This is a genomic window from Oricola indica, from assembly GCF_019966595.1.
Lineage (GTDB): Bacteria > Pseudomonadota > Alphaproteobacteria > Rhizobiales > Rhizobiaceae > Oricola > Oricola indica.
The window spans coordinates 882,994-904,811 of sequence record NZ_JAINFJ010000001.1 but is presented as its reverse complement, the minus strand read 5'-3'; the positions used below and the strand labels follow the sequence as shown (position 1 = coordinate 904,811).

The 21,818-nt window shown below is 63.5% G+C and carries 17 protein-coding genes; 7 read left to right on the top strand and 10 right to left on the bottom strand.

Annotated features, from left to right (window positions below; translation table 11 throughout):
* Positions 1 to 17: 17 nt before the first annotated feature.
* A complete protein-coding gene (locus tag LC343_RS04300; protein WP_223475848.1) occupies positions 18 to 1,169 on the bottom strand; it encodes an aminotransferase class V-fold PLP-dependent enzyme in 1,152 nt (383 codons plus the stop codon).
* A gap of 126 nt (positions 1,170 to 1,295) precedes the next feature.
* On the bottom strand, positions 1,296 to 2,240 hold the full coding sequence (locus LC343_RS04295; protein ID WP_223475847.1) for a LysR family transcriptional regulator: 945 nt from the start codon (positions 2,238 to 2,240) through the stop codon (positions 1,296 to 1,298).
* A gap of 183 nt (positions 2,241 to 2,423) precedes the next feature.
* Here LC343_RS04295 and LC343_RS04290 point away from each other — a divergent pair, with 183 nt between their 5' ends.
* The 5 genes from LC343_RS04290 (at position 2,424) to LC343_RS25310 (ending at position 9,200) form a co-directional block, all read left to right on the top strand.
* Positions 2,424 to 3,371, top strand: a complete 948-nt coding sequence (locus LC343_RS04290) for a Rossmann-fold NAD(P)-binding domain-containing protein (RefSeq protein WP_223475846.1) — start codon at positions 2,424 to 2,426, stop codon at positions 3,369 to 3,371.
* Between the two features lie 541 nt (positions 3,372 to 3,912).
* Complete coding sequence (gene leuA, locus LC343_RS04285; protein ID WP_223475845.1) at positions 3,913 to 5,625, top strand: 2-isopropylmalate synthase; 1,713 nt, start codon at positions 3,913 to 3,915, stop codon at positions 5,623 to 5,625.
* Between the two features lie 172 nt (positions 5,626 to 5,797).
* Positions 5,798 to 7,522, top strand: a complete 1,725-nt coding sequence (locus tag LC343_RS04280) for a tetratricopeptide repeat protein (protein WP_223475844.1) — start codon at positions 5,798 to 5,800, stop codon at positions 7,520 to 7,522.
* On the top strand, positions 7,512 to 8,327 hold the full coding sequence (locus LC343_RS04275; RefSeq protein WP_223475843.1) for an alpha/beta fold hydrolase: 816 nt from the start codon (positions 7,512 to 7,514) through the stop codon (positions 8,325 to 8,327). Before LC343_RS04280 ends, LC343_RS04275 begins: the two co-directional genes overlap by 11 nt.
* Before the next feature lie 87 nt (positions 8,328 to 8,414).
* A complete protein-coding gene (locus tag LC343_RS25310) occupies positions 8,415 to 9,200 on the top strand; it encodes a hypothetical protein (RefSeq protein ID WP_428982496.1) in 786 nt (261 codons plus the stop codon).
* Here the strand turns inward: LC343_RS25310 and LC343_RS04265 are convergent.
* Positions 9,145 to 10,125 (bottom strand): metallophosphoesterase family protein, encoded by a 981-nt coding sequence (locus LC343_RS04265; RefSeq protein WP_428982495.1) that lies wholly within the window; start codon positions 10,123 to 10,125, stop codon positions 9,145 to 9,147. The genes LC343_RS25310 and LC343_RS04265 overlap by 56 nt on opposite strands.
* A 65-nt stretch (positions 10,126 to 10,190) precedes the next feature.
* On the opposite strand from LC343_RS04265, the gene LC343_RS04260 reads away from it, so the two are divergent.
* The gene (locus LC343_RS04260) at positions 10,191 to 10,649 is read left to right on the top strand and encodes an NUDIX domain-containing protein (protein WP_223475842.1); all 459 of its coding nucleotides are present in this window, start codon (positions 10,191 to 10,193) and stop codon (positions 10,647 to 10,649) included.
* Here LC343_RS04260 and LC343_RS04255 read toward each other — a convergent pair.
* Positions 10,590 to 11,630: a glutathione S-transferase family protein gene (locus tag LC343_RS04255; RefSeq protein WP_223475841.1), complete on the bottom strand. Its 1,041-nt coding sequence runs from the start codon at positions 11,628 to 11,630 to the stop codon at positions 10,590 to 10,592. The two genes, LC343_RS04260 and LC343_RS04255, sit on opposite strands and share 60 nt — an antisense overlap.
* Positions 11,631 to 11,887: 257 nt before the next feature.
* Between LC343_RS04255 and LC343_RS04250 the strand changes: the two genes are divergently transcribed.
* On the top strand, positions 11,888 to 12,406 hold the full coding sequence (locus LC343_RS04250) for a GNAT family N-acetyltransferase (RefSeq protein WP_223475840.1): 519 nt from the start codon (positions 11,888 to 11,890) through the stop codon (positions 12,404 to 12,406).
* Here the strand turns inward: LC343_RS04250 and LC343_RS04245 are convergent.
* From LC343_RS04245 to LC343_RS04215, 6 genes are all read right to left on the bottom strand, one after another.
* Entirely contained in the window at positions 12,403 to 13,224 is an 822-nt protein-coding gene (locus LC343_RS04245; protein WP_223475839.1) for a M90 family metallopeptidase, read from the bottom strand. The two genes, LC343_RS04250 and LC343_RS04245, sit on opposite strands and share 4 nt — an antisense overlap.
* Positions 13,225 to 13,512: 288 nt before the next feature.
* On the bottom strand, positions 13,513 to 14,412 hold the full coding sequence (locus LC343_RS04240; RefSeq protein WP_223475838.1) for an SHOCT domain-containing protein: 900 nt from the start codon (positions 14,410 to 14,412) through the stop codon (positions 13,513 to 13,515).
* A gap of 812 nt (positions 14,413 to 15,224) precedes the next feature.
* On the bottom strand, positions 15,225 to 15,836 hold the full coding sequence (locus LC343_RS04230) for a hypothetical protein (RefSeq protein ID WP_223475837.1): 612 nt from the start codon (positions 15,834 to 15,836) through the stop codon (positions 15,225 to 15,227).
* An 83-nt stretch (positions 15,837 to 15,919) separates the two neighbouring features.
* Entirely contained in the window at positions 15,920 to 17,998 is a 2,079-nt protein-coding gene (locus tag LC343_RS04225) for a hypothetical protein (protein WP_428982508.1), read from the bottom strand.
* Positions 17,999 to 18,010: 12 nt separating this feature from the next.
* Entirely contained in the window at positions 18,011 to 20,872 is a 2,862-nt protein-coding gene (locus LC343_RS04220; protein ID WP_223475836.1) for a DUF4159 domain-containing protein, read from the bottom strand.
* 16 nt (positions 20,873 to 20,888) lie between these two features.
* Complete coding sequence (locus tag LC343_RS04215) at positions 20,889 to 21,815, bottom strand: DUF58 domain-containing protein (protein WP_223475835.1); 927 nt, start codon at positions 21,813 to 21,815, stop codon at positions 20,889 to 20,891.
* Between the last annotated feature and the right edge of the window lie 3 nt (positions 21,816 to 21,818).

Below are 21,818 nucleotides of genomic sequence, written 5' to 3'. Positions count from 1 at the left end.
TCAAACCGCGCCGATAATCACAGCGCGGCCTCGATCGCGGATAATCCCCGATCAATATCGTCGATGTTGTTGTAGTAATGCGGTGAGAAACGGATGAAATCGCGCCGCAAAGACGCGATGACATTGGCGTCTTTCAGGGTTTTGGCGAAATCGCGGCTGTTCTTGCCTGGAAAGCGCGCAGCGACGGTCGCGGAGCGGTCCGCGTCGGATTTCGGCCCGAGCACTTCAGCGCCCAACGCATTCAGCCCGGCGATGAGGTGTTTCGAGATGCGGCGATTATGTGCGACGACCTTGTCGATCCCTGTCTCAAGCAGATGGCGGATGGATTCTGTCGCGCCGAAAGCCGTCCCATAGGCCATGGTCCCGAATTCATAGCGTTTGGCATTGCCCGGCAACTCGAGCCGGTCTGCCTGAAAATCCCACATGTCCTTGTGACTGCGCCAACCCAGAATGCCCGGCGTGAGCTCTTGCAACTTTGGCGACACATACATCATGCCCGTGCCAAAAGGGCCGCACAGCCATTTGTAGGTGGAGGTCGCAACCGCATCGACACCCGTTGCGGCGTCGACGGGAACCTGACCCGCGGCTTGCGTGGCATCGACAACCAGGATCGCGCCATGTCTGTGCGCTTTCTCGGCAAATCGTTTGAGATCGTATTTCTGCCCCGTGCCGTACTCGACCTGGCTGAGACAAACGACAGAGGTCGCGTCATCGATTGCAGCTTCCAACGCATCGGGGTCGATGCTCTGCGTTTCATCAGCGCGCACCCAATGCACCGATGCACCGGTATGATCGGCAACGCGTATCCATGGGTAAATGGTCGACGGATGCGTGATGTCGGTGGCGATGATCTTGCTCCCGGCTTCGGGCATCACCGCCCAGGCCAGTGACTGCATCAACACCGTTTCGCTTGAGGCCACCGCGATGTCATCGACTGTCGCATTGAACAGGCGCGCTGTCGCCGCGTTGAGATTGTCCAGGCACTCGACTTCCGCCTGTTCGTCGAAGGCTATTGTCCCTTCCTCTGCAAGTGCGTACTGCCAGGCGGATATTGCGGCGGCGCCACCCTTGTGGCTCAGGCCAACCGAGGCGGCATCAAGATAGACATGTCGGTCGGCAGGCGGGAAAATTGATGCTGGTCCAAGTCGAAAGGCCGTATCGAGCGTCATTTGGAACTCCGGATGGCGGGCGAGGTCCCGCTTGTGCGTGCCCCTTGCTGCAGCTTCCACGATAAAGCGACGCAATGCATTGCCGAAAATGGAAAGCTGAGGTGACGGCCCGGAAACCTTCCGAAACTATGATGACACGACATCTTTTTCGAAAGAGCTGTCGCGAACGGCTTGAAGGAAAGCCGAGACCAGCGGCGTGCCGGCTGTCTCCATGTGGTACAGAATTCGGATGTCTGTGGTCTTCTTGATCCTATCGCCAAGCAAGGGCCGCATCTGTCCCGTGTCAACCCAGCTCCGCGCGTAATGATCCGGAAGAAAGCCGATGAATCCGCCTGTCAGAATGAGCGCGGCAATATTCTCGGTAAAATGGCCAATGGCAGAGGGCGTGAGACCGATCTTTTCATCATCGCGCAACTCGGCCTCGGAATAGACATGCTGCGCAAAGCGTTGGCTGCTCAGATGCTTCAGCGAAATCTCAGTGTCGGCCACGTCAAACAATGGGTGGGATGAGCCGCAATAGATATGGCCATGTTCCGTGAACAAGGGGAGTGACTGCGTCCCTCTGATCTTTCCTCGATTGGTCGATACACCGATATGCAGGCGTTTGACTGACACGCCCTGATCGATCTCAGCCGCGGATGCGTTGAGCATTCTGATCTCCACATCCGGATAATCTTCCGCAAATCGGGAGAGCGCTCCAATGAGGGGCGAACACTGGCTTGTTATGATAGAGTCGATGCAGCCGATGTGCAGAATCCCGCTTGGCGTCTTCTGCAAGGCGTTGAGATCGGATCGAAATCCCTCGAGCGCACTGAGCAGGCCAGTGCTCTTGTCATAGACAAACTGCCCTTCATCGGTCAGCGCGAACCCGGAGCGCCCCCGGTGACAGAGCGTGACACCCAGCCGAAGTTCCAGATCTGCTATCTGCTTGCTGATCGCGGACTTGGTGGTTCCGAGCTCGATCTCGGCCAAGGCGTAACCGCCGCACTCCGCCACAGCCCGAAAGGTTCGGATGAGCTTGAGGTCGAAATCCGAAACCTGGCCGGAAAACAATCGAACAGGCAAAGCCATATCAGGGTTCCTCAGAGCGCAAAGACATGAGTTGGTCTGTGATTATTGGAAACCTGCAGATCATCCAATCGATAGTTTCCTGGGCAGCAACCAAGGTGTCGCATTTTCACAGCGACCCATTTGGTCGGTTCGCTAGATTTAAGCTTTCCAAGCAGACCAACGACGCTTGCTGAGGGCAGAGACATGACGAGAGTGTACAGCCTGTCGGAGATCGAAGCGGTCCTCCCGAACATTGATATCGTTAAAGAAATCGGCGATGGCTTCGTTGCATACTCCGAAGGAAAGGTCGATGTGCCCCCGGTTGGGGAGCTTCTCTTTCCGGAAAACGCCGGCGAGATGCACATCAAATATGGTGCGATCCGCGGTGATGATGTCTTTGTGGTCAAGGTAGCGACCGGCTTCTTTCACAATCCGAGGATCGGTTTGCCCCCTTTTGGCGGGTGCATGCTGGTGTTTAGCCAGAAGACCGGAATGGTGGACTGCGTACTCCTCGAGGAGGGAGAACTGACCAATCATCGCACCGCGGCAGCCGGTGCCGTTTGCGCGCAACATTTTGCACCTCGCGGACTGGAGTATATCGGAATCGTGGGCAGCGGGGTGCAGGCCCGAATGCAGGCGGATTACTTGCGCCGTGTCACAGACTGCCGGAGACTGTATCTCTGGGCGCGAGATGCAAACTCGGCCAAAAAGGCCGCAGAGGATATCACGGCAATGGGATTCGAGGTCGTGATCTCACAGTCGTTGGATCAGCTTTGCAAACACGCCCGTCTGATCGTGACCACAACGCCTTCGGAGCACCCTCTCCTGACAGCAGAGATGATAAGGCCCGGCACGCATATCACCGCAATGGGCTCCGACACGCCGGAGAAGAACGAAGTTGCGCCGGATGTTCTTGCCATGGCTGATATTGTGATAGCTGACAGCCTGAAGCAAAGTCATTCAAGAGGAGAAGTGTTTCAGGCCCGAAGAGCCAAGTCCATTGCAGATGACAAACCGCTGGAGCTGGGCTCCGCTATCGCCGATCCAACAAAGGGACGTTGTTCTGCCGACCAGATAACCTTCGTCGATCTGACCGGTGTTGGGGTGCAAGACATCGCGATTGCCAAAGCTGTCGTAAACGAGTTGCGCTGAAGTGAACCACGAGACAAGGAATACAAAACGGAACCTGGTTGTCACGGTTCCGTTGAGTTCGAAATGTGGACCTGTCGATCGATGCAGTGGTTTATGACCTTCGCGGATTCCGCAATGGAAGACTGGAGGCGACATCCGCTACGCTTGAGCTAAAAGTCTGTTTTGGGCCGGAAGCGACGCCGCACCCGATGTGGGGCAATGCCGGACTTGCCGCCAGACCATTCGGAAACCCGCCATCCTCCTCCCTACTTGACCTCCGCATCCCCCCGGCTGTATCTCTCTACCCCATGAACACGCAGCGCGACCATATCCGCATCGCACCCGCCATCTCGGCCGGGCTGCTTCCGCGCGTTCTTCCCCTCCTTCTTATCGGCGGTTGCCGGGTCCTTTGAGGGGCGCCCGGCGGCCGGGTGGGCCTGTCGGCTGAGCTCCTCTCCAAAACCTTTACATCCCGATATGATTGCCCCATGAGGGCTTCGCTCTCGCTTTTTCGCGACCAAACGCGGCGCGAGACGCGAACAGGACAAGAGAAGACAAAGCGATGACTGTTCACGCCGAAGCCAAAGCCGCCATTGTGCGCGGCATGCCGGAAGCCTCCCGCAAATACCGCCCGTATCCGCCGGTCGACCTGCCCGACCGCACATGGCCGTCGAAGTCCATCGACAAAGCGCCGATCTGGTGCTCGGTCGATCTGCGCGACGGCAATCAGGCGCTGATCGACCCGATGGGGCCGGAGCGCAAGACGCGCATGTTCCGCATGCTGCTCGAAATGGGTTTCAAGGAAATCGAGATCGGCTTCCCGTCGGCCTCGCAAACCGATTTCGACTTCGCGCGCTGGTGCGTGGAGGAGGGCAATGTCCCCGACGACGTGTCGCTGCAGGTTCTGGTGCAGTGCCGGCCGGAGCTGATCACGCGCACGTTCGAGGCGCTGGAGGGGACGAGGAATCCGATCGTCCATTTCTACAATTCGACCTCCGAATTGCAGCGCCGCGTGGTGTTCAACAAGGACGTGGCGGGGATCAAGACGATCGCCACTGACGCGGCCAAGATGATCATGGACATGGCCGAAAAAGCCGGCGGCGGCTATCGCTTCCAGTATTCGCCGGAGAGCTTCACCGGCACGGAACTGGAAGTCGCGTTGGAAATCTGCAACGCGGTCGCCGAGATCGTGAAACCGACGCCGGACAACAAGCTGATCATCAACCTGCCGGCGACGGTGGAGATGTCCACGCCGAACATCCATGCCGACCAGATCGAGTGGATGTGCCGCAATCTCGACAATCGCGAGAACCTGATCGTCTCGCTGCATCCGCACAATGACCGCGGCACGGGCATCGCGGCGACCGAACTGGGCCTGATGGCCGGCGCCGACCGTGTCGAGGGCACTCTGTTCGGCAATGGCGAGCGCACGGGCAATGTCGATCTGGTGACGCTGGCGCTCAACATGTTCACGCAGGGGCTGGACCCGAAGCTGGACATCCACGACATCAACAAGATCCGCGACGTCTACGAGCATTGCAACCAGCTGGCGATCCCGGAGCGGCATCCTTATGTCGGCGAACTGGTCTACACGGCGTTTTCCGGCTCGCACCAGGACGCGATCAACAAGGGCATGAAGGCGGTGCGCGAGCACAAGAAGGAAATGTGGGAGGTGCCGTACCTGCCCATCGACCCGGCCGATGTGGGGCGCACCTATGAGGCGATCATCCGCATCAACTCGCAATCGGGCAAGGGCGGCATCGCCTATATCCTGGAGGCCGATCACGGGCTTCACCTGCCGCGCAGCCTGCAGGTCGAATTCCGCGACGTGATCCAGAAGATCACCGACGCCGAGGGGCGCGAACTGACCTCGGAGCGCATCCACCGCGAATTCCTGTCGACTTATGTCGAGATTCCCGACCGGCGGCTGCGCTTCGTCAGCCATTCGAGCGCGGCGGAAGGCGAGGACGGCGCGATGCGGACCGTCAAGGCTGTGATCGTCGACGGCAATGAGAAAATCACCATCGACGGGCGCGGCACCGGCCCGATCGACGGGTTCCTCGACGCGCTGTCGAAACATCTCGGCCGCAAGATCTCGGTGATCGACTATGCCGAGCACTCGCTGCAACGCGGCTCGGACGCTGCGGCGATCTGTTACATGGAGATCGATATCGACGGCGAGCGCGTCTTCGGGGCGGCGATCAACAAGAATATCGTCGGCGCTTCGCTGGAGGCGATCATCGCGGCGGTGAACCGCAAGCTGGCGGCCGGATAGGGCATTTTTCGTCGACCAGGTCGGTGTGCCGGGCTAAAAAAAAGCCCCGGCACGCCGCCATAGTATTAAGACTAATTGCGTATGGGTGTTTTTTATAGGCTATATTTTGTAGTAGTATGCTGACGTACAGTCACTTAACGAACCTTTCAATGAAACCCAGAGGCCGGGACACTTGACGGCGACCGTCCAGATCGACCAGATCGAGCCCGCCGCGATCCGGGAGGAGCTCGACCGAATCCTCGGAAGCGAGACGTTTTCCCGCTCCGAGCGGTCTCGCGAACTGCTCAAATACATCGTCGAAAAGGACCTCGAGGGCGAGGCCGACCGCCTCAAGGGCTTCGCCATCGCGCTCGATGTCTTCGACCGCCAGGACAGTTTCGATCCGTCCACCGACGCGGTGGTACGGGTGCAGGCCGGGCGCCTGCGCGACCTGATCGATACCTACTATGCCGCCGAGGGCGCGGAGAACGATATCCAGATCAGCGTTCCGCGCGGCTCCTACGTCCCTGCCTATGAGCTGAAACGGCAAGAACAGCCCGAAAGCGGTGGCCTGGTTCGCCGCGTGGCGACGCCGGTTCCCGGAGGGTCCGCCGAGGGCGCGGAAAGCGCGGCCAGAGGCCGGTTTGCGGACGACTCTCAATTGGTCTGGGCCGCGCGGATCGCGATCCTCGTGCTGCTCTGCGGCAATTTGGCGATGATGCTGTTGGGCAATCGCACGGTTGCCGATCCCGGAGCGGCGCCTGCGGTCGCCTCCGAGGTCGCCGAGCTGCCGGCCGCTTCTCCAAGCGTCTATCTGCCGTCGGTCTCGGTGGCCGCGGATTTCGACCCCGCGCTCCGGGCGGCGTTCGAGGACGCGCTGCCGCGCTTCGGGAGCATCGTCTACACGACCGACCGGTCGCCGACCGTCGATGTTCCCCAGTCAGATTTCTACATGCGGGCTGTCCCGGCGGGCACGCGTTCGCACAATATCCAGCTCTATCACAGCGAAAGCGGCATCCTCATTGCAACGGACCAGGTTCCCGGCGGGCTGGATGCGGATGCCACGGCCGAGCACGTGTCGCGCATTTCCAGCCGCTTCCTGCCTGTCGGCGGCGTCATCTATGCCTTTCTCGAGTCCGAGGGGCGGCTCAATCCACTGACCGAGTGCCTCGTGCTCTCGGCGACCTATTTCCACGAGCAGAGCGCCCAGCGGCATCGCGCGGCGTATGACTGTCAGCAGAACCTCCTGGCGAAGCACGTCAATTCGACCCTTCTTTACTCCAATCTGGCCTCACTGACGGTCGAGACCGTAACGGACCGGTATGATTATCCGGAAAACGCCAGTCTGGACGACGCCATCGTCTACGGTCGGCGGGCCATCGAACTGGCGCCGAGTTCGGCGGAAGCACATCGGTCCCTGGCGTGGGCATTGCAGGTCTCCGGCGAGATCGGCGCCGCGCTTGACGAAGTTCGCAAGGGCAATGTGCTAAACCCGTATGATCTGGGAATCGCGTCGAGTTACGCCAATACGCTGATCGCGACCGGTGACTTCGCGAAGGCGGTCGATGTGCTCGAACGCGCGGTGAATGCGTCGCCGGTTCATCCGACATGGTGGGACTACGCCCTGTTCGTGTCAGCCTTTCAGGAGGGCAGGACCGATCTCGTGCTGGCCAGTTCGCGCAACCTCGTGGGACATGACCGTTCGCATTATTGCGCCGCGCGCCTGATCGCGGCCTGGCTCGTTGGCAATGAAGAACTGCGCAAGAAAATGCTCGCGGAAGCAATGCACGGCGATGACGGATTCTTCGACGATCCGCTTTCCCACTATTCGCGGCTCATGCCGAAGACCGCGGCCGTGAAACTGGTAACCGCCCTTCGTGATGCCGGTGCGCCGGTTTCCAGCGCCGATGACGGGTAGGGCGGCGCGCGCCGACGCGGATATCGTTCTTTCCGCACGGCAGGTTGGCATTGAAAGCGGCGAGACGCTTGTCCTGCTGCACGGCTTTGGCGGGTCGGGCCACTCCTTCGACCCGGTTCTCGACGATCTTGGCAGGTTCGCGCGGCTCGTCCTTCCCGACCTGCCGGGGCATGGCGGCTCTGTCGGGGTTGGCGGCAAGCGCCATCCGCGCGCGGGTGCGGATGCGGTCCTTTCGACTCTGGACCGGCTTGGGATAGAGCACTTTCATCTCGGCGGGTTTTCCATGGGCGGGGCGGTCGCGTGCCTGATCGCCATGAAAGCGCCTGGTCGCGTGAAGTCCCTGACGCTTGTCGCACCGGGCGGTTTCGGTCCTGAGATCGCGGCGGCGACGCTCAGGCAATTCGCCCGCGCGCGTTCGCGGGAGGAATTGCGCGATGCGCTGTCCAGAATGGTGGCGCCGGGTGCGGAGGCGCCGGAGACTGACCTCGCCGCGCTCGAAGAGGAACGCCGGGACCAGGCGCTTGTCGGCGAGCTGACCGCAATCGCGGAGATGATCACGCGCGACGACCGGCAGGGCGAATTGCCGCGCGAGAGCCTCGCGGCAATCGAATGTCCGGTGCGGGTGTTGTGGGGGACGGAGGATCCCGTCCTGCCCGTGACCCAAAGCCGGGACCTGCCGGACGGTTTCGCATTGCGCCGCATCGAGGGTGCGGGCCACATGCTGCTTCACGAAGCGCGCGAGGTGGTGACGGATGCATTTCTGGCCGCCTTGTCCGACGAACGGGCAGAAGACCGGGCGTTCTGACCGGGTCTCCCTGTCGCCGCAAAAAGAGTCGCGTGCGGCGCGGATTATTGTTAACAAATCATGAACACGACCCCTTCGGAGCGGTGCATGAGTCACGATCGGGACAAGCCGGATCATCCGGTGACGACCAGACTGGTGGATGCGGTGCGGCAGATGAAAATCGCCGCGGCCGACCGTGGCGATGTCGTCGTGGAAATGCGCGAGGCGACGCGCACCCGGCTGGAATTGCTCGCGGAGGATCTCGCGCCGGTGATCGCGGATGTGCCGCCGGATGACGACCGTTTCGACTTCGCGCTCACCTCCGGTCTGCAGCCGCGTTTCTGGATCGATGCGACCGCGCATGTGATGATGGGACCGGATCGGCGCACCTATCGTTTCGTGCGCGACACGCGTCTCGGCCGTGTGGTCCTCGGGGAGTCTGCCGACCGCTCGATCGTCGCGGAGCGGATCGTGGCCTATGTTGCCGAACGCATTCACGAGCGCGACCTCGCCATGTCGGGAGACGTGACGTCCTATCGCGAACTGGCGACTGGGCGCGCGCCGGAACCCGACGACACGGATCGCCCGGCCTCGGGGTCGGAACGGCCGCTCGACCGGATCGAGCGCGAGCTTGCAGCCTTGCGCCGCGAGGCCGCGGAACGGGACCGCCGTGTCGAGGGCGAAACCGTTTCGCTCAAGCCCGCCGAACACGCGCCGGAGCCGGCGAAGACTTCGGAGCCGGCCAGGGCGGGCCACGCGGAGCCGGAACCTTCGAAGTCCTTCATGGGATCGGCGCAGTCGATCGCGAATGCGGTCGTATGGGTCCTGCTCGGCGTCGTTATTGGCGCAGGCGCGCTGCTTCTCGCCTTCCAGAACCTGCTGGTCCAGAACTAGAGCCGGAATCGGTCTCCGGTCCGTGGAGCACCCGGCGCTCGGTCACGGTGGTGGCGCCAACCTTTCCGGCCACGGAATATTCTTTCAGGGTGCAACGCCAGTCACCGGGCTCGCCGTCGATTTCAAAGTGGTTGAACGCGGCGGCGGGCTTGCGGCCTCCGGGCGCCTGGCCGCCGGCTGGCACGCCGATCACGGGCACCTGTTTGCCGTCCGGCGCATCGATCCAGTGGCGTTGCGGCACATGGGTGTGGCCATGCAGGACGAGTTCCGCGCCGTGGCGGCGGATGACCGACTGGAACAGCCTGATGCCGTAGAGCCGCTTTTGCGGCGATGCCGCGCGGCGCACCGGCGGATGGTGGATCAGCACGACGCGGAACAAACCCTTTTCCCGGGCCATATCGAGAACCGAGGCCAGTCCTTCGGCCTGCGTGCGGGTGAAGATGCCCGAGGCCATGAACGGAGCGGTCGCGACGGCGCTGTTGACGCCGATCACGCCAAGCGGACCCCGCTCGCGCAGGAAGGGGAATCCGTTGCGCGTCGTCGGCGCGTCCGGCGCTTCCGTCGTCATGTAGGTTTTCCAGGCGGTCACGGCCTTGGACAGCGCGCCGGGCACATAGGCGTCGTGGTTGCCTGGCACCACGGAGACGTTCTCCGGCGAACCCAGTTCCCGAAGCCAGACAGCTGCGTTGACGATCTCGGCGTCGAGCGCGAGATTCGTCAGATCGCCGGTCACGGCGACATGGTCCGGTGCAAGCCCCTTCATGGACGCCAGCAACCGCTTCAGCGTCCCGCTTTCCATATGCGCGGCGCGGTTTCGCTTCCAGTTCACATAGCCGGTGATGCGCTTCGACAGGAGATCGACGGTGCGCACGTCGGGCAGCGGCCCCAAATGAACGTCGGAAATATGTGTCAGCGTGTATGCCATGGCTCTTTCGTAAGGCAGGATACGCGGAATACAACCGCCAGATTCGAAGGATTCGCGGTGCAAGGATGAAACCCGATCTGAAAGCGCGGCTGTTTCACGCCTGGTTTCTCGTCAGCCGGCCGATGACGCTCGGCGTGCGGGCGCTGGCCTTCGACGCCGATGGACGCATATTGCTGGTCAAGCATACATATGTTCCCGGCTGGCACCTGCCTGGCGGCGGCGTCGACAGCGGGGAAACCGTGATCGACGCGCTTGCCAAGGAATTGCGCGAAGAAGCCAACGCGGTCATTGTCGACCCGCCCCGGCTCTGTTCGGTCCATTTCAACAACCGGGTCACGCGGCGCGACCACGTCGTCGTCTACCATTGCCGCAATGTCAGGCAGACGGCGCCGAAGTCGCGAGACCGCGAAATCGTCGCCGCCGAGTTTTTCGATCTTCATGATCTGCCCGATGCGATCACCGCCTCATCGGCGGCGCGCATCCGCGAACTCGACCACGGTGTCGTCCCCGATCCCTTCTGGTGACTTGGAAAACCGGTCGCGATCATGCGGCGCGGAATAGTCGATCTCCGGTCCGGCCGGGACGATCCGGGTCGGGTTGATGGTCTCGTGGCTGCGATAGTAGTGCTTCTTGATGTGGTCGAGGTCCACCGTCTCGGCGACGCCGGGCACCTGGAACAGGTCGCGCGTGTAATTCGAGATGTTCGGATAGTCGACAATCCTGCGCAGATTGCACTTGAAGTGGCCGACATAGACCGGATCGAAGCGCACCAGCGTCGTGAAAAGCCGCCAGTCGGCCTCCGTGATGCGGTCGCCGGCGAGATAACGCTGGTGTGACAGGCGGTCTTCCAGCCGATCGAGAGCATCGAAGACATCGCCGACCGCTTCCTCATAGGCTTCCTGTGTCGTCGCGAAACCGGACCGATAGACGCCGTTGTTCACGTTCGGATAGACGAACGCGTTCACCGCCTCGATCTCGTCGTGCAGGTCTTCGGGATAGAAATCCGTCGTGTCGCCGGTCAGGTCGTTGAAGGCGGTGTTGAACATGCGGATGATCTCGGCGGATTCGTTGGAGACGATCGTCTCGCGTTTCCTGTCCCAGAGCACCGGCACTGTGACGCGACCGCTATATTTCGGCTCGGCGCGCAGATAGACATCGCGCAGAAACTCAACGCCGTGCAGTGCGTCGCCCGTCGAGCCCTCCGACTGGTCGAAGGTCCAGCCCTCATCGCCCATGAAATGCGAGACCACCGATACGGGTATCAGGTCATCCAGCTTCTTCAGCTTGCGGAAGATCAGCGCGCGATGCGCCCAGGGGCAGGCCAGCGAGACGTAAAGATGATAGCGGTCGGCTTCCGCCTGAAAGCCGCCTTCACCCGTCGGGCCGGGTGCGCCGTCCGCCGTGATCCAGTTGCGAAATTGCGATTCCTTGCGGACGAACCGCCCGCCGGTGGATTCGGTGTCGTACCAGTCGGTATGCCATTTTCCGTCGACCAGAAGGCCCATGTCGTGCTCCTTTGCGTTCACCCGCCATCTAATTCGCGATTGGCGCGCCGTCAGGTGTCAAACGTCAAACAATGCGTCACCGTTCCAAATCGTCGGGATTCCGGGCGAAAAAACAGATGGACCGGGGCGAGGCGGAGTGCTACGCGGCATGAATGAACACCGCGATCAGGGCAATTTTCTTCCGACGATGAACCGGGACGGCACCGCCGCCTTCGGCCCAATCCGCTTGTCCATCGTCGTATCTGCCTGGTGTTAACATGACCGCCTTTGCCATCGCGCCCGAAACGGGCGACCACCAATCCGCCATCGATCTCCTTCACGCCGAAGCCTTCGGGCCCGGACGCTACAGCCGCGCGGCCTTTCGCGTGCGCGAGCAGGGACCGCACGATCCGGCGCTGTCCTTCGTGGCACTCGACGAGGGCGACGGCGCGCTGCTCGGCTCGGTGCGCCTGACATGGATCGAAACGGCGGGAACGGGCGCGCGGGGTCTGCTGCTCGGACCGCTGGCGGTGCAGGAACGGCTCAAGGGCAAGGGGATCGGCAAGGCGCTGCTGCGCCGGGCCGTGGCCGCCGCGCGGGAAGCCGGCGCGGGCTATATCCTGCTCGTCGGCGACAAGCCCTATTACTGGCCGTTCGGCTTCGAGACCTTGCCGCGGGGCAAGGTGCAGATGCCCGGACCGGTCGATCCGGCGCGGTTCCTCGTCTGCGCGCTTCAGCCGGACGTGAGCGAGACTCTTGGTGGGATGGTGCGCTGGGCGGAAAAGCCTCGTGCCTAACCCCAACTGGCCGGATCGAGCCTGAAGAGGCTCGCCAGTTGCTCGTAGACGTCCGCCTCCTCGCTTTTCATTTCAAACGGCTTTTCGAAGAAGACCTCGACGGCAACGGCGAAGAATTCGACGTGGCTGGTCGCGCCATAGGCGTCGAACAGCGTTCGGTGTCCGCGTTCCACGTTGCGGACATGTCTGTCGAAAGCATCGACGAAGGCATGTTCCCAGTCGCGAAAACTCTGCCCTTTGCTCAGGACGGGGATGGCGTTTGTGTGGCCCGAGAGGTCGTCCACCTGATGGGCGAATTCGTGAAACACGACATTGTGGCCGTCATGGGCGTCGGCGGCGCCGTCTTCCACGTCGGTCCAGGACAGGATGACCGGGCCGCGTGACCAGCTCTCGCCCAGGCGCGCAGTCTGGCGCTCCGTCACCACATAGCCGTCCTGCTCCATCCGTCGCGAGGTGAAAGCGTCCGGATAAATGAGGATCGTGTAGAGGTTGCGGTACCAGGTGTTGGTGTTCGCGACGAGCAGGCAGGCCTGCGCCGCGATCGACAGGCGCATCTCCTCGGTCACGTCGAGACCGTTGCAGCCGACGAAGCGGATCTGGTCGAGGAAGAGGCTGATCTTGCCTTCGAGCTTCCTGCGCAAGTCCGGCGGTAGGCGGCGCACCAGCGGCACAGATTTTTCGATGATGGCGCGCTGGTGGCCGGACAGTTCTGAGGCGAGAAGCCGCTTGCGCCGCTGCCGTTTCGACCAGCCCCTGAAGACGTAAGCGCCCGCAGCGAGGACCAGGAGCAAAAGCAGGATGATCTGGCCGGTGGACATGGGGTTCTGACGCGCTCCGAGGACAATCCAGGGAAGTCCTATGTGGGATACAAGAGGGCGGATTGCCAGGTGGAGGAGGTGCTCTGCCTTGCCACGTCCGCGCGCTTTGCCGGGTCAGGCGGCGGCGATACCGACCAAAGGTTCTTGTCTAAGACGATGTGCCCGGTCGTCGACTCCGGTTGCCTATAGGCGGCCGGAGGTCAAGGACTTCACGAAGTTCTTCGCGCCAATTTATGCGGCGATATTCAAGTAGGGGCCCGATGCCGGGACAGTCTTGAAATCGGTGCGCTACAGCCGCGCCAGCAACTCGGCCTTCTTTGCCTCGAATTCGGCATCCGTGAGAATGCCGCTTTCCCTGAGCTCGGCGAGCTTGCGGATCAGCGAGATGATCTCTTCCGAGGATGTGGAGGACGACGAGGGCTGTGGCTCGGCGGATTTGGCCAAGGAAGCCGTATCTTGCATTGTCGGAGACGGCCTTACGGATGCCGGGGCGGGCGAGGGCGATATATCGGCGGCTTGCTCTCCGGCCGCTGGCGTCTCCGGTGAGGAGCCGGGCTGTTTGACGGCGTCGGGCTCACTGCCTGGGTTGGCCGGTATCCGCGTCAAATCGGCGACTTTCACCAGTCCGTTCTGGCTGACGAAGGTCAGCGACTGATCGCCGCTTTGCTGCTGCGACACGCCGGTAATCCTGTGATCCGCGGTATCGAAAATCTCGACATGACCGGCGACCTGGATCGCCAGGCGGCGGGTTTGTGGGAAGACCGCATAGCGCATGTCGTTCTGGGCGCCTGTCGAGGACGGCGCGCCGAGCTCGGCCGGCCACCAGTTTCCACCGAAGCCCGATCCGGCGACGAAAAAGCTGGTGCCGCTTCCCTGATACTGGCTCTGCGAGCTTGCCGGACGCTCCGCGGCCGCGAAAACCTGGCTTTCCGACAGGACTTGCGAGAGTTCGGCGCACAGCGCATCGACCTTTGCCTTCAGCGCATTGTTGAACATGTCGCCGACCATGGTCATCCCGCCCCGCGACCATTGCCCCATGCCGCCAAGGTCCGGATGGTCGAATTGCGCCTGCACGCCATGGCCGTTGGCCAGGGCGACGAGAAGCGTCTCGACCGCGCCGGAGGAGACGCCGTGGCGCTGGGCTATCTCGGCTGCGATTTTGCTGCCTTCGGGTGTCAGGCGGGACATTCTGCGATCCATGGGTTGTCGATGCGGGGAACCTGCCGAGCCGCTTAGCACTTCGTGGCCGAGGCGGCCACCGTATATTCCACAAGGCCGGTGGCCGGTCGCTTCGAGACCGTGTCGCGGGACGGCGGGTTGGAGCCCAATCATGATGTGACAAAGGCTCGGCTAGATACCTGAATGGAGTTCTTGGACGGGTCCTTGGCGTTGGCAAGACTGTATCCGTCGGCCTGATGAATCTTTCCGAATTCTAACCCATTGGCTTTTACGACAGCACAGAACACCTCGACGTCGAATACGAGCTTCACGAGGACTTGGCTTCCTCTTTGTTTCGAAGCTGCGGGATGCAAAAGGATCGTCGCGCCTGAAGTTTGCGGAACCAACTTTACAATTCGATCCGTCATCGAGCGCACTACCGAAAACCGAAGTGGCGCGCGTAGAACTCTGCCATGTGGTCGATCTTTCCGGTGTAGATCACGATCCGCCCAAACGCCGGAGACATCGTTTCCTCCTCGACCAGTCCTGCCAACATTTGCATTAACATAGGTGAGCAGCCGACGGCAGCTCCGTCCGCTGAGCGGACCTTCAGACAGGTTGAAGGTCAGATGTGGCTGCCGCGCTTCCCTGAACCAGGCCCTCGACAGAATGAGCAGCAGAAGCGCCAGCCCGAGAAGGCCGGAGAACAGCGAGTAGCGTGTGACGCCACGGAGCTCGGTCTCGCCAGTGGTGCGCAGGCCGATCCAGGCATCGCCGGAGGCCGCGCCGTTTTAGCGGGCGGGCAGAATACCGAAGCCGTGCAGCGTGCCGCTTTCCCTACTTCAGTTGCCGGCGCGTTGCATCATCATCTCGTGGACCGCGGCCATGCCGCGATCCGCCATTGCCGAGACCTCGCCCGCATGGGTGTGCAGGGCGGCCACGACCTCCGGGTCGTCGGAGGTCTGTATGACGACGATGCCCTCGTCCGTCATGTCGATTTGCGTCTCGATCCGGTCCGCGCGTTCGAAAAAGATGTCGAGTGTCGGGCTCTGGATGAATATCTGCGGGTCCCGGCGTTCTTCCACACGGGTAATCATGCCGACGACATGGCTTGCGATGACAGCCATCAGGTCTTCGTCCTGCGAGAAGGTCACTGTGCGGATTCCGTTCGGGAGCTCTACGACTTCGCGCGAGATATCCGGGAAATTGCGGAACATTTCGGCGAGTTCGGCGCTTTCGCGTGGCGTTGCGTCGAGGCCGCGCAGGCCCGGCATGGTGACTTCGTCGTGGCCCGTGCCATCGGCGCCGTGATGCTGCATGCCGCCATGGCCCATTCCCTGCGCGATGGCCGATACCGGTCCGGTTGCGGCAAGAGCGGCTGCAAGAATCGCGGTCGCCGACAGTCGAACGAAGCTGGCGCGCATCCGCGCGTTGTCGGTCAGGGTATGTGTCATCGCGGCCTCGCCTTCCGTTAGGTCAATAGAATCGATGAAAACACCATCGAGCGCGGAAGCGCAATGCGGCAAAGAAGCCGGCTCTATCGTCCCTCGCGCAGCCACATGCCGGAGAGTACCAGCAACAGAAGCGCCAGACCCAGGAACCCGCTGAACAGCGAGTAGCGGGTGACGCCGAGGAGTTCGGTCTCGCCGGTCGTGCGCAGGCCGATCCAGTCTCCGCCGAAGGCCGTGCCGTTGGCGCGGACGGGGAGAATGGTGGGCACGCGCAGCGCGTCGCTCGCATCGGCCAGCCGGCGAATGCTGCCCCGGCTGGCTTCGGCCACCGGTTCGAGGATCTCGGTGGTCGAGATCATGGAGCGGAATTCCGGTGCATCGACGGGGCCGGCATGGGCGAGCGTCGAGAAATCGCCCTGCGTGATCTCGTAGAGCCCGACCTCGTCCGCCTCGATGCGGGCGGTGAAGATGCCGTTGCCCTGGTTCTGGAAATCGACCTCGGTTTCGACGCCGCTCGGCGAGCGCAGCCGCGCCGGTGCGACCTCGTCTTCCATGGTTTGTCGCCTGATCGTCAGGGTCTGCCCGTCCGTCGATGCGGTGAGGGCTTCCTCCTCCAGTTCCGGCTCCTTCATCAGCCAGTGCGCCATGCGGCGATAGAGACCCACATGCGGTCCACCGCCCTCGAAGCCGCGCGCCCACAGCCAGCCTTGATCGGAGAGGATCATGCCGACGCGGCCCTCGCCGAAGCGGTTGAGGACCAGAAGCGGCCGGTTGTCCGCACCGTTCATCGCGATGACGCCGTCGGGCGTTTCGACATCGATGGTGCGGAACCAGCGGCCCCAATTGGGCGGCTCGGCCTGTCCGCCTTCCAGATCGCGGGTGACCGGATGGCGGCGGCCCTCGTCTGAAATGCGCGGGAAATAGCCCTGTGCCGTGACGACGCCGGTCGGCTTGGCGGGAAGCGCGGTGACGAGCGGCGTGTTGGCGATGGAGTTCTCGCCCGCATATTCCGGGCCGGCCGCGACCAGCAGGGCGCCGCCGCCGCGCACATATTCGGCGATGTAGTCGTAATAGAGCGACGGCAGGACGTTGCGGTACTGATAGCGGTCGAAGATGATCAGGTCGAAATCCTCGATCTTCTCGACGAAAAGCTCGCGCGTCGGAAAGGCGATCAGCGAGAGTTCGTTGATCGGCGTGCCGTCCTGCTTTTCGGGCGGGCGCAGGATCGTGAAGTGGACGAGATCGACCGAGGCGTCGGATTTCAGGAGGTTGCGCCAGGTGCGCTCGCCGGAATGCGGTTCGCCGGAGACGAGCAGGACGCGCAAATTCTCGCGGATACCCTGCATTTCGGCGACGGCGCGGTTGTTGGCAAGCGTCAGTTCGCCGGGCAGTTCGTCCACGGCGAGTTCGATGATGTTCGCGCCCGCGCGGTCGAGGCTGAGGTCGAGCGGCGTTTCCTGTCCCGGGATGGCGATGTCGGTGGCCACGAGCTCGCCATTGAGGAAGATCTGCACTTCCACCGCGCCGCTTTCGTCACCCGCGCCCGAATCGACGACGTGATAGGTCATCGCGACCGGCTGTCCGGTAATCGAAAAGCGCGGCGCCTGGGTGAACTCGATTTTGCGGTCGAATTCGTCCTCGCGGCCGGTGGTCAACGCGTGCAGCGGCACGTTCGGGGGCAGTCCCGTCTCTTCGCCCGTGGGCACGTCGTGAACCTGCCCGTCGGTGATCATGATGGCGCCGCCGATGCGGGCCGGAGGCACGTCGCGGATCGCCGAGGCGAGTGCGTCGAACAGGCGCGTTTCGGTCTCCGCGCCGCCGCCTTCCGAGTTTCCGGCCTCGACTTCGCGGACCTCGAATTGCGGAAAGCGTTCGAGGCGGTCGCGCAGCGCCTGCAGCGCGGCGTCGGTCGTCTCGACCCGGTCGGTGAGTTTCTGGCTCTGGCTGCGATCGACGATCAGCGGCACCACGGTGGAAAGCGGCGCGCGTTCCTCCTCGTTGATCACCGGATTGGCGATGGCGAGGGCAAGGGCGGCGCCGGCACCGGCCCTGAGAAGCGCGCCGCGGGTGCGCGACAGCAGCGCCCATGCGACGAGCGCTGCGACGGGCAGGCAGACGAGCGCGAGCAGCCACCATGCGGTGAGCGGAGCGAAATCGAGCGACAGGGTCATCATGGCCTATTGTCCCAACCGTTCGAGCAGCGCCGGCACGTGGACCTGGTCGGCCTTGTAGTTGCCGGTCAGCATGTACATCATGATGTTGACCCCGGCGCGGAAGGCGTAGATGCGCTGCAGCGGATCGGCGGACATGGTCGGATAGATCGGCCGGCCGCTCTCGTCGAGCGCCCATGCGCCGGCGAAATCATTGCCGGTGATCATGATCGGGCTCACGCCGTCGCCGCTGCGCACGGGCCGGCCTTCGAGGGCTTCCTGCGTCGTCGGGGCTTCCACCCAGAGCGGCGAGCCGTCATAGCGGCCGGGAAAACGGTCGAGGATGTAGAAGGCCTTGGTCAGCACATGGTCCGGGGGAACGGGCTCCAGCGGCGGGATGTTCAGGCCGCGCAGGATATCGCGCAGGCGCTGGTTTTCCGGCGAGGCGGCGGCACCGGAAAAGGAAGCGGTCAACTGGTCGCGCGTGTCGAACAACACCGTGCCGCCGCCCTGCATGAAGGCGTCGAGCCGGGAGATTGCGGCCTCGCTCGGCATCTCGGCGGTCGTGTCGAGCGGATAGTAGATCAGCGCATAGAAGGCGAGTTCGTCGGTTTCGAGGTCGAGCCCGACAGGCGGCGCAGGCTCGAGCGCCGTGCGGCTTTGCAGGAACCGCGTCAGGCCGGACAGGCCGGCCTCGGTGATCTCGTCGGTCTGCGGGTTGCCGGTCAGAATGTAGCCGATCCGCGTGGTCTCCAGGATATCGATGATCTCCGCGTCTCCGGGCCGTTCGTCCCCGGCGGGCGGGCCGTTGTCCTGCGCGAGGGCAGGGCCGGCGAATGTCACGGCGACGGCGATCAGGGCAAGCGCGACCGCCGCGGGCGCGGCCTGCCGCGCGCCGATGCGGCCTTTTCCTGAAAACGGGAGACGGCCATTGATCCAGAGGACGGCGAGCGTGTCCAACGCCAAGAGGGCCAGAGCGATCAGGAAGAGCGAGCCGCGCAGGTCGCTTTCCTCTCCCATCGCATAGCCGAAAGAGGCGGTCGTCGCCTGGAATTCAGGCGTACCGAGCGGCACGAGTGTGTCGTCTTCGCTCAGCACGTTGCGGGCGACGAAGCCGTCCGCCGTGCCGTAAAGCCCGGCCGGATGTTCGTAGCTGGCGGCCGCGGCCGCGGCTTCCGCGTCGAGCGGCCGGACATGGGCGGGGGGAGCCGTCAGTTCACCGTCGGCGCCGAGAATGCGATACGGCGGCAAAGCTTCGCCCTGGACGCCGGAATTGCCGGTCTGCACCGTGCCGGTGTTGCGGGACAGGTTGGCGATACGGCGCAGCATCTCGACGAAACTGCCCGAGATCGGCAGGTTCGACCATGTCGCTTCGGCGGTGACGTGGAAGAGCACTATGGTTCCCTTGCCACGCGAAGTTCCCGTCACCAGCGGCGTGCCGTCGGCGAGATTGGCCCAGGTGCGCGAGACGAGATCCAGATCCGGTTCGGCGAGCACCTGCCGGTTGACCGAGACTTCGCGCGGCGCGTCGAGGCCGCCAAAGGGGCCGCCGGGCGGGAAGGGGGCGACGGGTTGCGGTTCGGTCCAGGACAGCGACCCGCCGAGCGAACGTTCGCCGATGCGCAGATCGACAGGCAGAAGCGTGTCGTCGCCGGCCGTTGCCGCAAGCCTCGGACCGGCGAAGCGGACAAGCGTTCCGCCCTCATCCACCCATTGCACGAGACTGCGCGAGGCGGCCTCGGGCAGGACGCCGATATCGGCCATGACGATCATCGCCGGGCCCTGCTCGATCAGCGCGGGCACATCGACAGCGAGATCGCCTGTCTCCGCCTCGACGAGGTCGGCATAGGGCTGCAGCGCGCGCTGGATGTAAAACAGCGGCGAAAGAAGCGGCTGGTCGAGATCGCCTGCCTGGCCCGTGATCAGGCCGACCCTGCGACGCCGCGCGTTCTCGTCGACAAGCCAGACCCCGCCGGATTGCTGCTGGCCGGACAGTCGCAGCGTCGCGAAATCGTTGCGCAATTCGAACGGCACATCGAAGCGCACGACCGTCTCGGCGCTTCCGTCGGCGAACAGGGCGGCGTTCTCGGCGAGAAGCCGGCCCTTCTCGTCGAACGCGGAGACGGAAACAGGGTCCGTGCCGGCGGCAAGGCCGTCGGGCGCCTGGACATGGACGTCGAAGCTGGTGGGCGTGTTGTCGATCCCGCGAATGGCGCGCAGCCCGTCGATGCCGCCATCGAAAACCAGCACCTCGGTCGGTTCGAGCGCATCGATTGACGCGACGGTCTCCTCGTCATTTTCCGTGCTCAATCCGTCGGACAGCCAGGCGATCGTCGCGCCCTGCTGTGCATCCTCCAGCGCAGCGGCGAGCCGCGCCACGGCAGCGGTTCTGTCGGGCTTGGCGGCCAGCGGTGTCGCCGCGGCGAGCGCGGGCAAAAGATCGGCGGCATTTGTCAGTGTCACGTCGGCATTGCCGGGCGCGACCGTGTAGGCGAGCGCCACCGGCCGGCCGGCATCCCCGGCTTTTTCGACGAGTTGCGTCGCCATCGCGATCCGCTCATCCCAATCCGCGCCCGTCGACCAGCCATTGTCGATCAGCAGGGCCAGGGGCCCTTCGCCGCCCGTGATATCGGCCGTGGGATTGAGCACCGGGCGCGCCAGGGCGAGGATCACCAGCGTCGCCATCAGAAGACGTAGCAGGGTCAGCCACCACGGGCTGCGGGCCGGCGTCTCCTCATGCTTGATGACCTTGGCCAGCAGGCGCAGAGGCGGGAAAATCTCGGTCTTCGGTTTCGGCGGGGTCAGCCGCAGCAGCCACCAGATCACCGGCAGCGCCACCAGTCCGAACAGGATGGCGGGGGCAGCGAAGGTGAGCGGCAATCCGAACATCACGCGGCTCCGATCATCATGCGGCTCCCCTTGCGGGAACCGTGGATGGCTGGCCCGTCAGCCTGCCATGCAAGGCGACCAGCGCCTCGGAGGCCAGGCGGTCGGTCCGGTTGACGGCGTAGCTCCAGTCGAGCTTGCGGCAATAGTCGCGCAGCGCCTCGCGGCGGGCGTGGTAGATCGTCTTGTACGCTTCGCCCCAGTTCTCCGCGCGGCCGGCGGTCAGGCGGACGCCGGTTTCCGGATCCTCGAACTCGGTGCGGCCGGCATAGGGAAACACTTCCTCCGCCGGGTCCGCGACTTCGAGCAGGTGCATGCGCGTGCCGCGTTTGGCGATGCTGTCGAGAAACGCCAGCGTTTCCTCCGGCGGATCGAGGAAGTCGCTGACCAGAACCACGTCGCTGTGGCGCTGGACCATGTCGAGCTGCGGCCGGTCGGGCAGCGCCATGGCATGCGAGCTGGCAAGCGCCATGGCGAGGCGTTCGGCGCCGTTGCGCGCCGCGACGGGCTTGAGCAGACCGGGATAGCCGATCCGCTCGCCGGAACGCGAGAGAAGTTCGGCAAGCGCGAGCGTCAGGACGAGGGCGCGGGACTCCTTGGAGACCGTGGCGCTGCGCGACTTGAACAACATGGACGGGCTCGGATCGGCCCAAAGCCAGACCGTGTGGGCGGCCTCCCATTCCATGTCGCGCACATAGGTGTGGTCGTCGCGCGCGGAGCGCCGCCAGTCGATCTTCGCCAGCGTTTCGCCGGCGACATAGGGCCGGAACTGCCAGAAGGTTTCGCCGATGCCGCGCTTGCGGCGGCCATGCCAGCCGGCGATGACCGTCGACACGATGCGCCGTGCCTCGATTAGCAGGTCGGGAACCAGCGCGGCACGAAGCCGTGCGCGCGCCAGCGCGTCGCTGCGATCTTCGGGAGTGTGGCGCGTGCCGACTGTCGCCATGCG

Bases quoted from the DNA above. Each gene is read 5' to 3' on its own strand.
- LC343_RS04265 (WP_428982495.1), bottom strand. From the start codon at position 10,125: ATGGCATACACGCTGACACATATTTCCGACGTTCATTTGGGGCCGCTG.
- LC343_RS04260 (WP_223475842.1), top strand. From the start codon at position 10,191: ATGAAACCCGATCTGAAAGCGCGGCTGTTTCACGCCTGGTTTCTCGTC.
- leuA (WP_223475845.1), top strand. From the start codon at position 3,913: ATGACTGTTCACGCCGAAGCCAAAGCCGCCATTGTGCGCGGCATGCCG.
- LC343_RS04240 (WP_223475838.1), bottom strand. From the start codon at position 14,412: ATGTCCCGCCTGACACCCGAAGGCAGCAAAATCGCAGCCGAGATAGCC.
- LC343_RS04290 (WP_223475846.1), top strand. From the start codon at position 2,424: ATGACGAGAGTGTACAGCCTGTCGGAGATCGAAGCGGTCCTCCCGAAC.
- LC343_RS04295 (WP_223475847.1), bottom strand. From the start codon at position 2,240: ATGGCTTTGCCTGTTCGATTGTTTTCCGGCCAGGTTTCGGATTTCGAC.
- LC343_RS04215 (WP_223475835.1), bottom strand. From the start codon at position 21,815: ATGGCGACAGTCGGCACGCGCCACACTCCCGAAGATCGCAGCGACGCG.
- LC343_RS04250 (WP_223475840.1), top strand. From the start codon at position 11,888: ATGACCGCCTTTGCCATCGCGCCCGAAACGGGCGACCACCAATCCGCC.
- LC343_RS04220 (WP_223475836.1), bottom strand. From the start codon at position 20,872: ATGTTCGGATTGCCGCTCACCTTCGCTGCCCCCGCCATCCTGTTCGGA.
- LC343_RS04245 (WP_223475839.1), bottom strand. From the start codon at position 13,224: ATGTCCACCGGCCAGATCATCCTGCTTTTGCTCCTGGTCCTCGCTGCG.
- LC343_RS04300 (WP_223475848.1), bottom strand. From the start codon at position 1,169: ATGACGCTCGATACGGCCTTTCGACTTGGACCAGCATCAATTTTCCCG.
- LC343_RS04230 (WP_223475837.1), bottom strand. From the start codon at position 15,836: ATGACACATACCCTGACCGACAACGCGCGGATGCGCGCCAGCTTCGTT.
- LC343_RS04255 (WP_223475841.1), bottom strand. From the start codon at position 11,630: ATGGGCCTTCTGGTCGACGGAAAATGGCATACCGACTGGTACGACACC.
- LC343_RS04275 (WP_223475843.1), top strand. From the start codon at position 7,512: ATGACGGGTAGGGCGGCGCGCGCCGACGCGGATATCGTTCTTTCCGCA.
- LC343_RS25310 (WP_428982496.1), top strand. From the start codon at position 8,415: ATGAGTCACGATCGGGACAAGCCGGATCATCCGGTGACGACCAGACTG.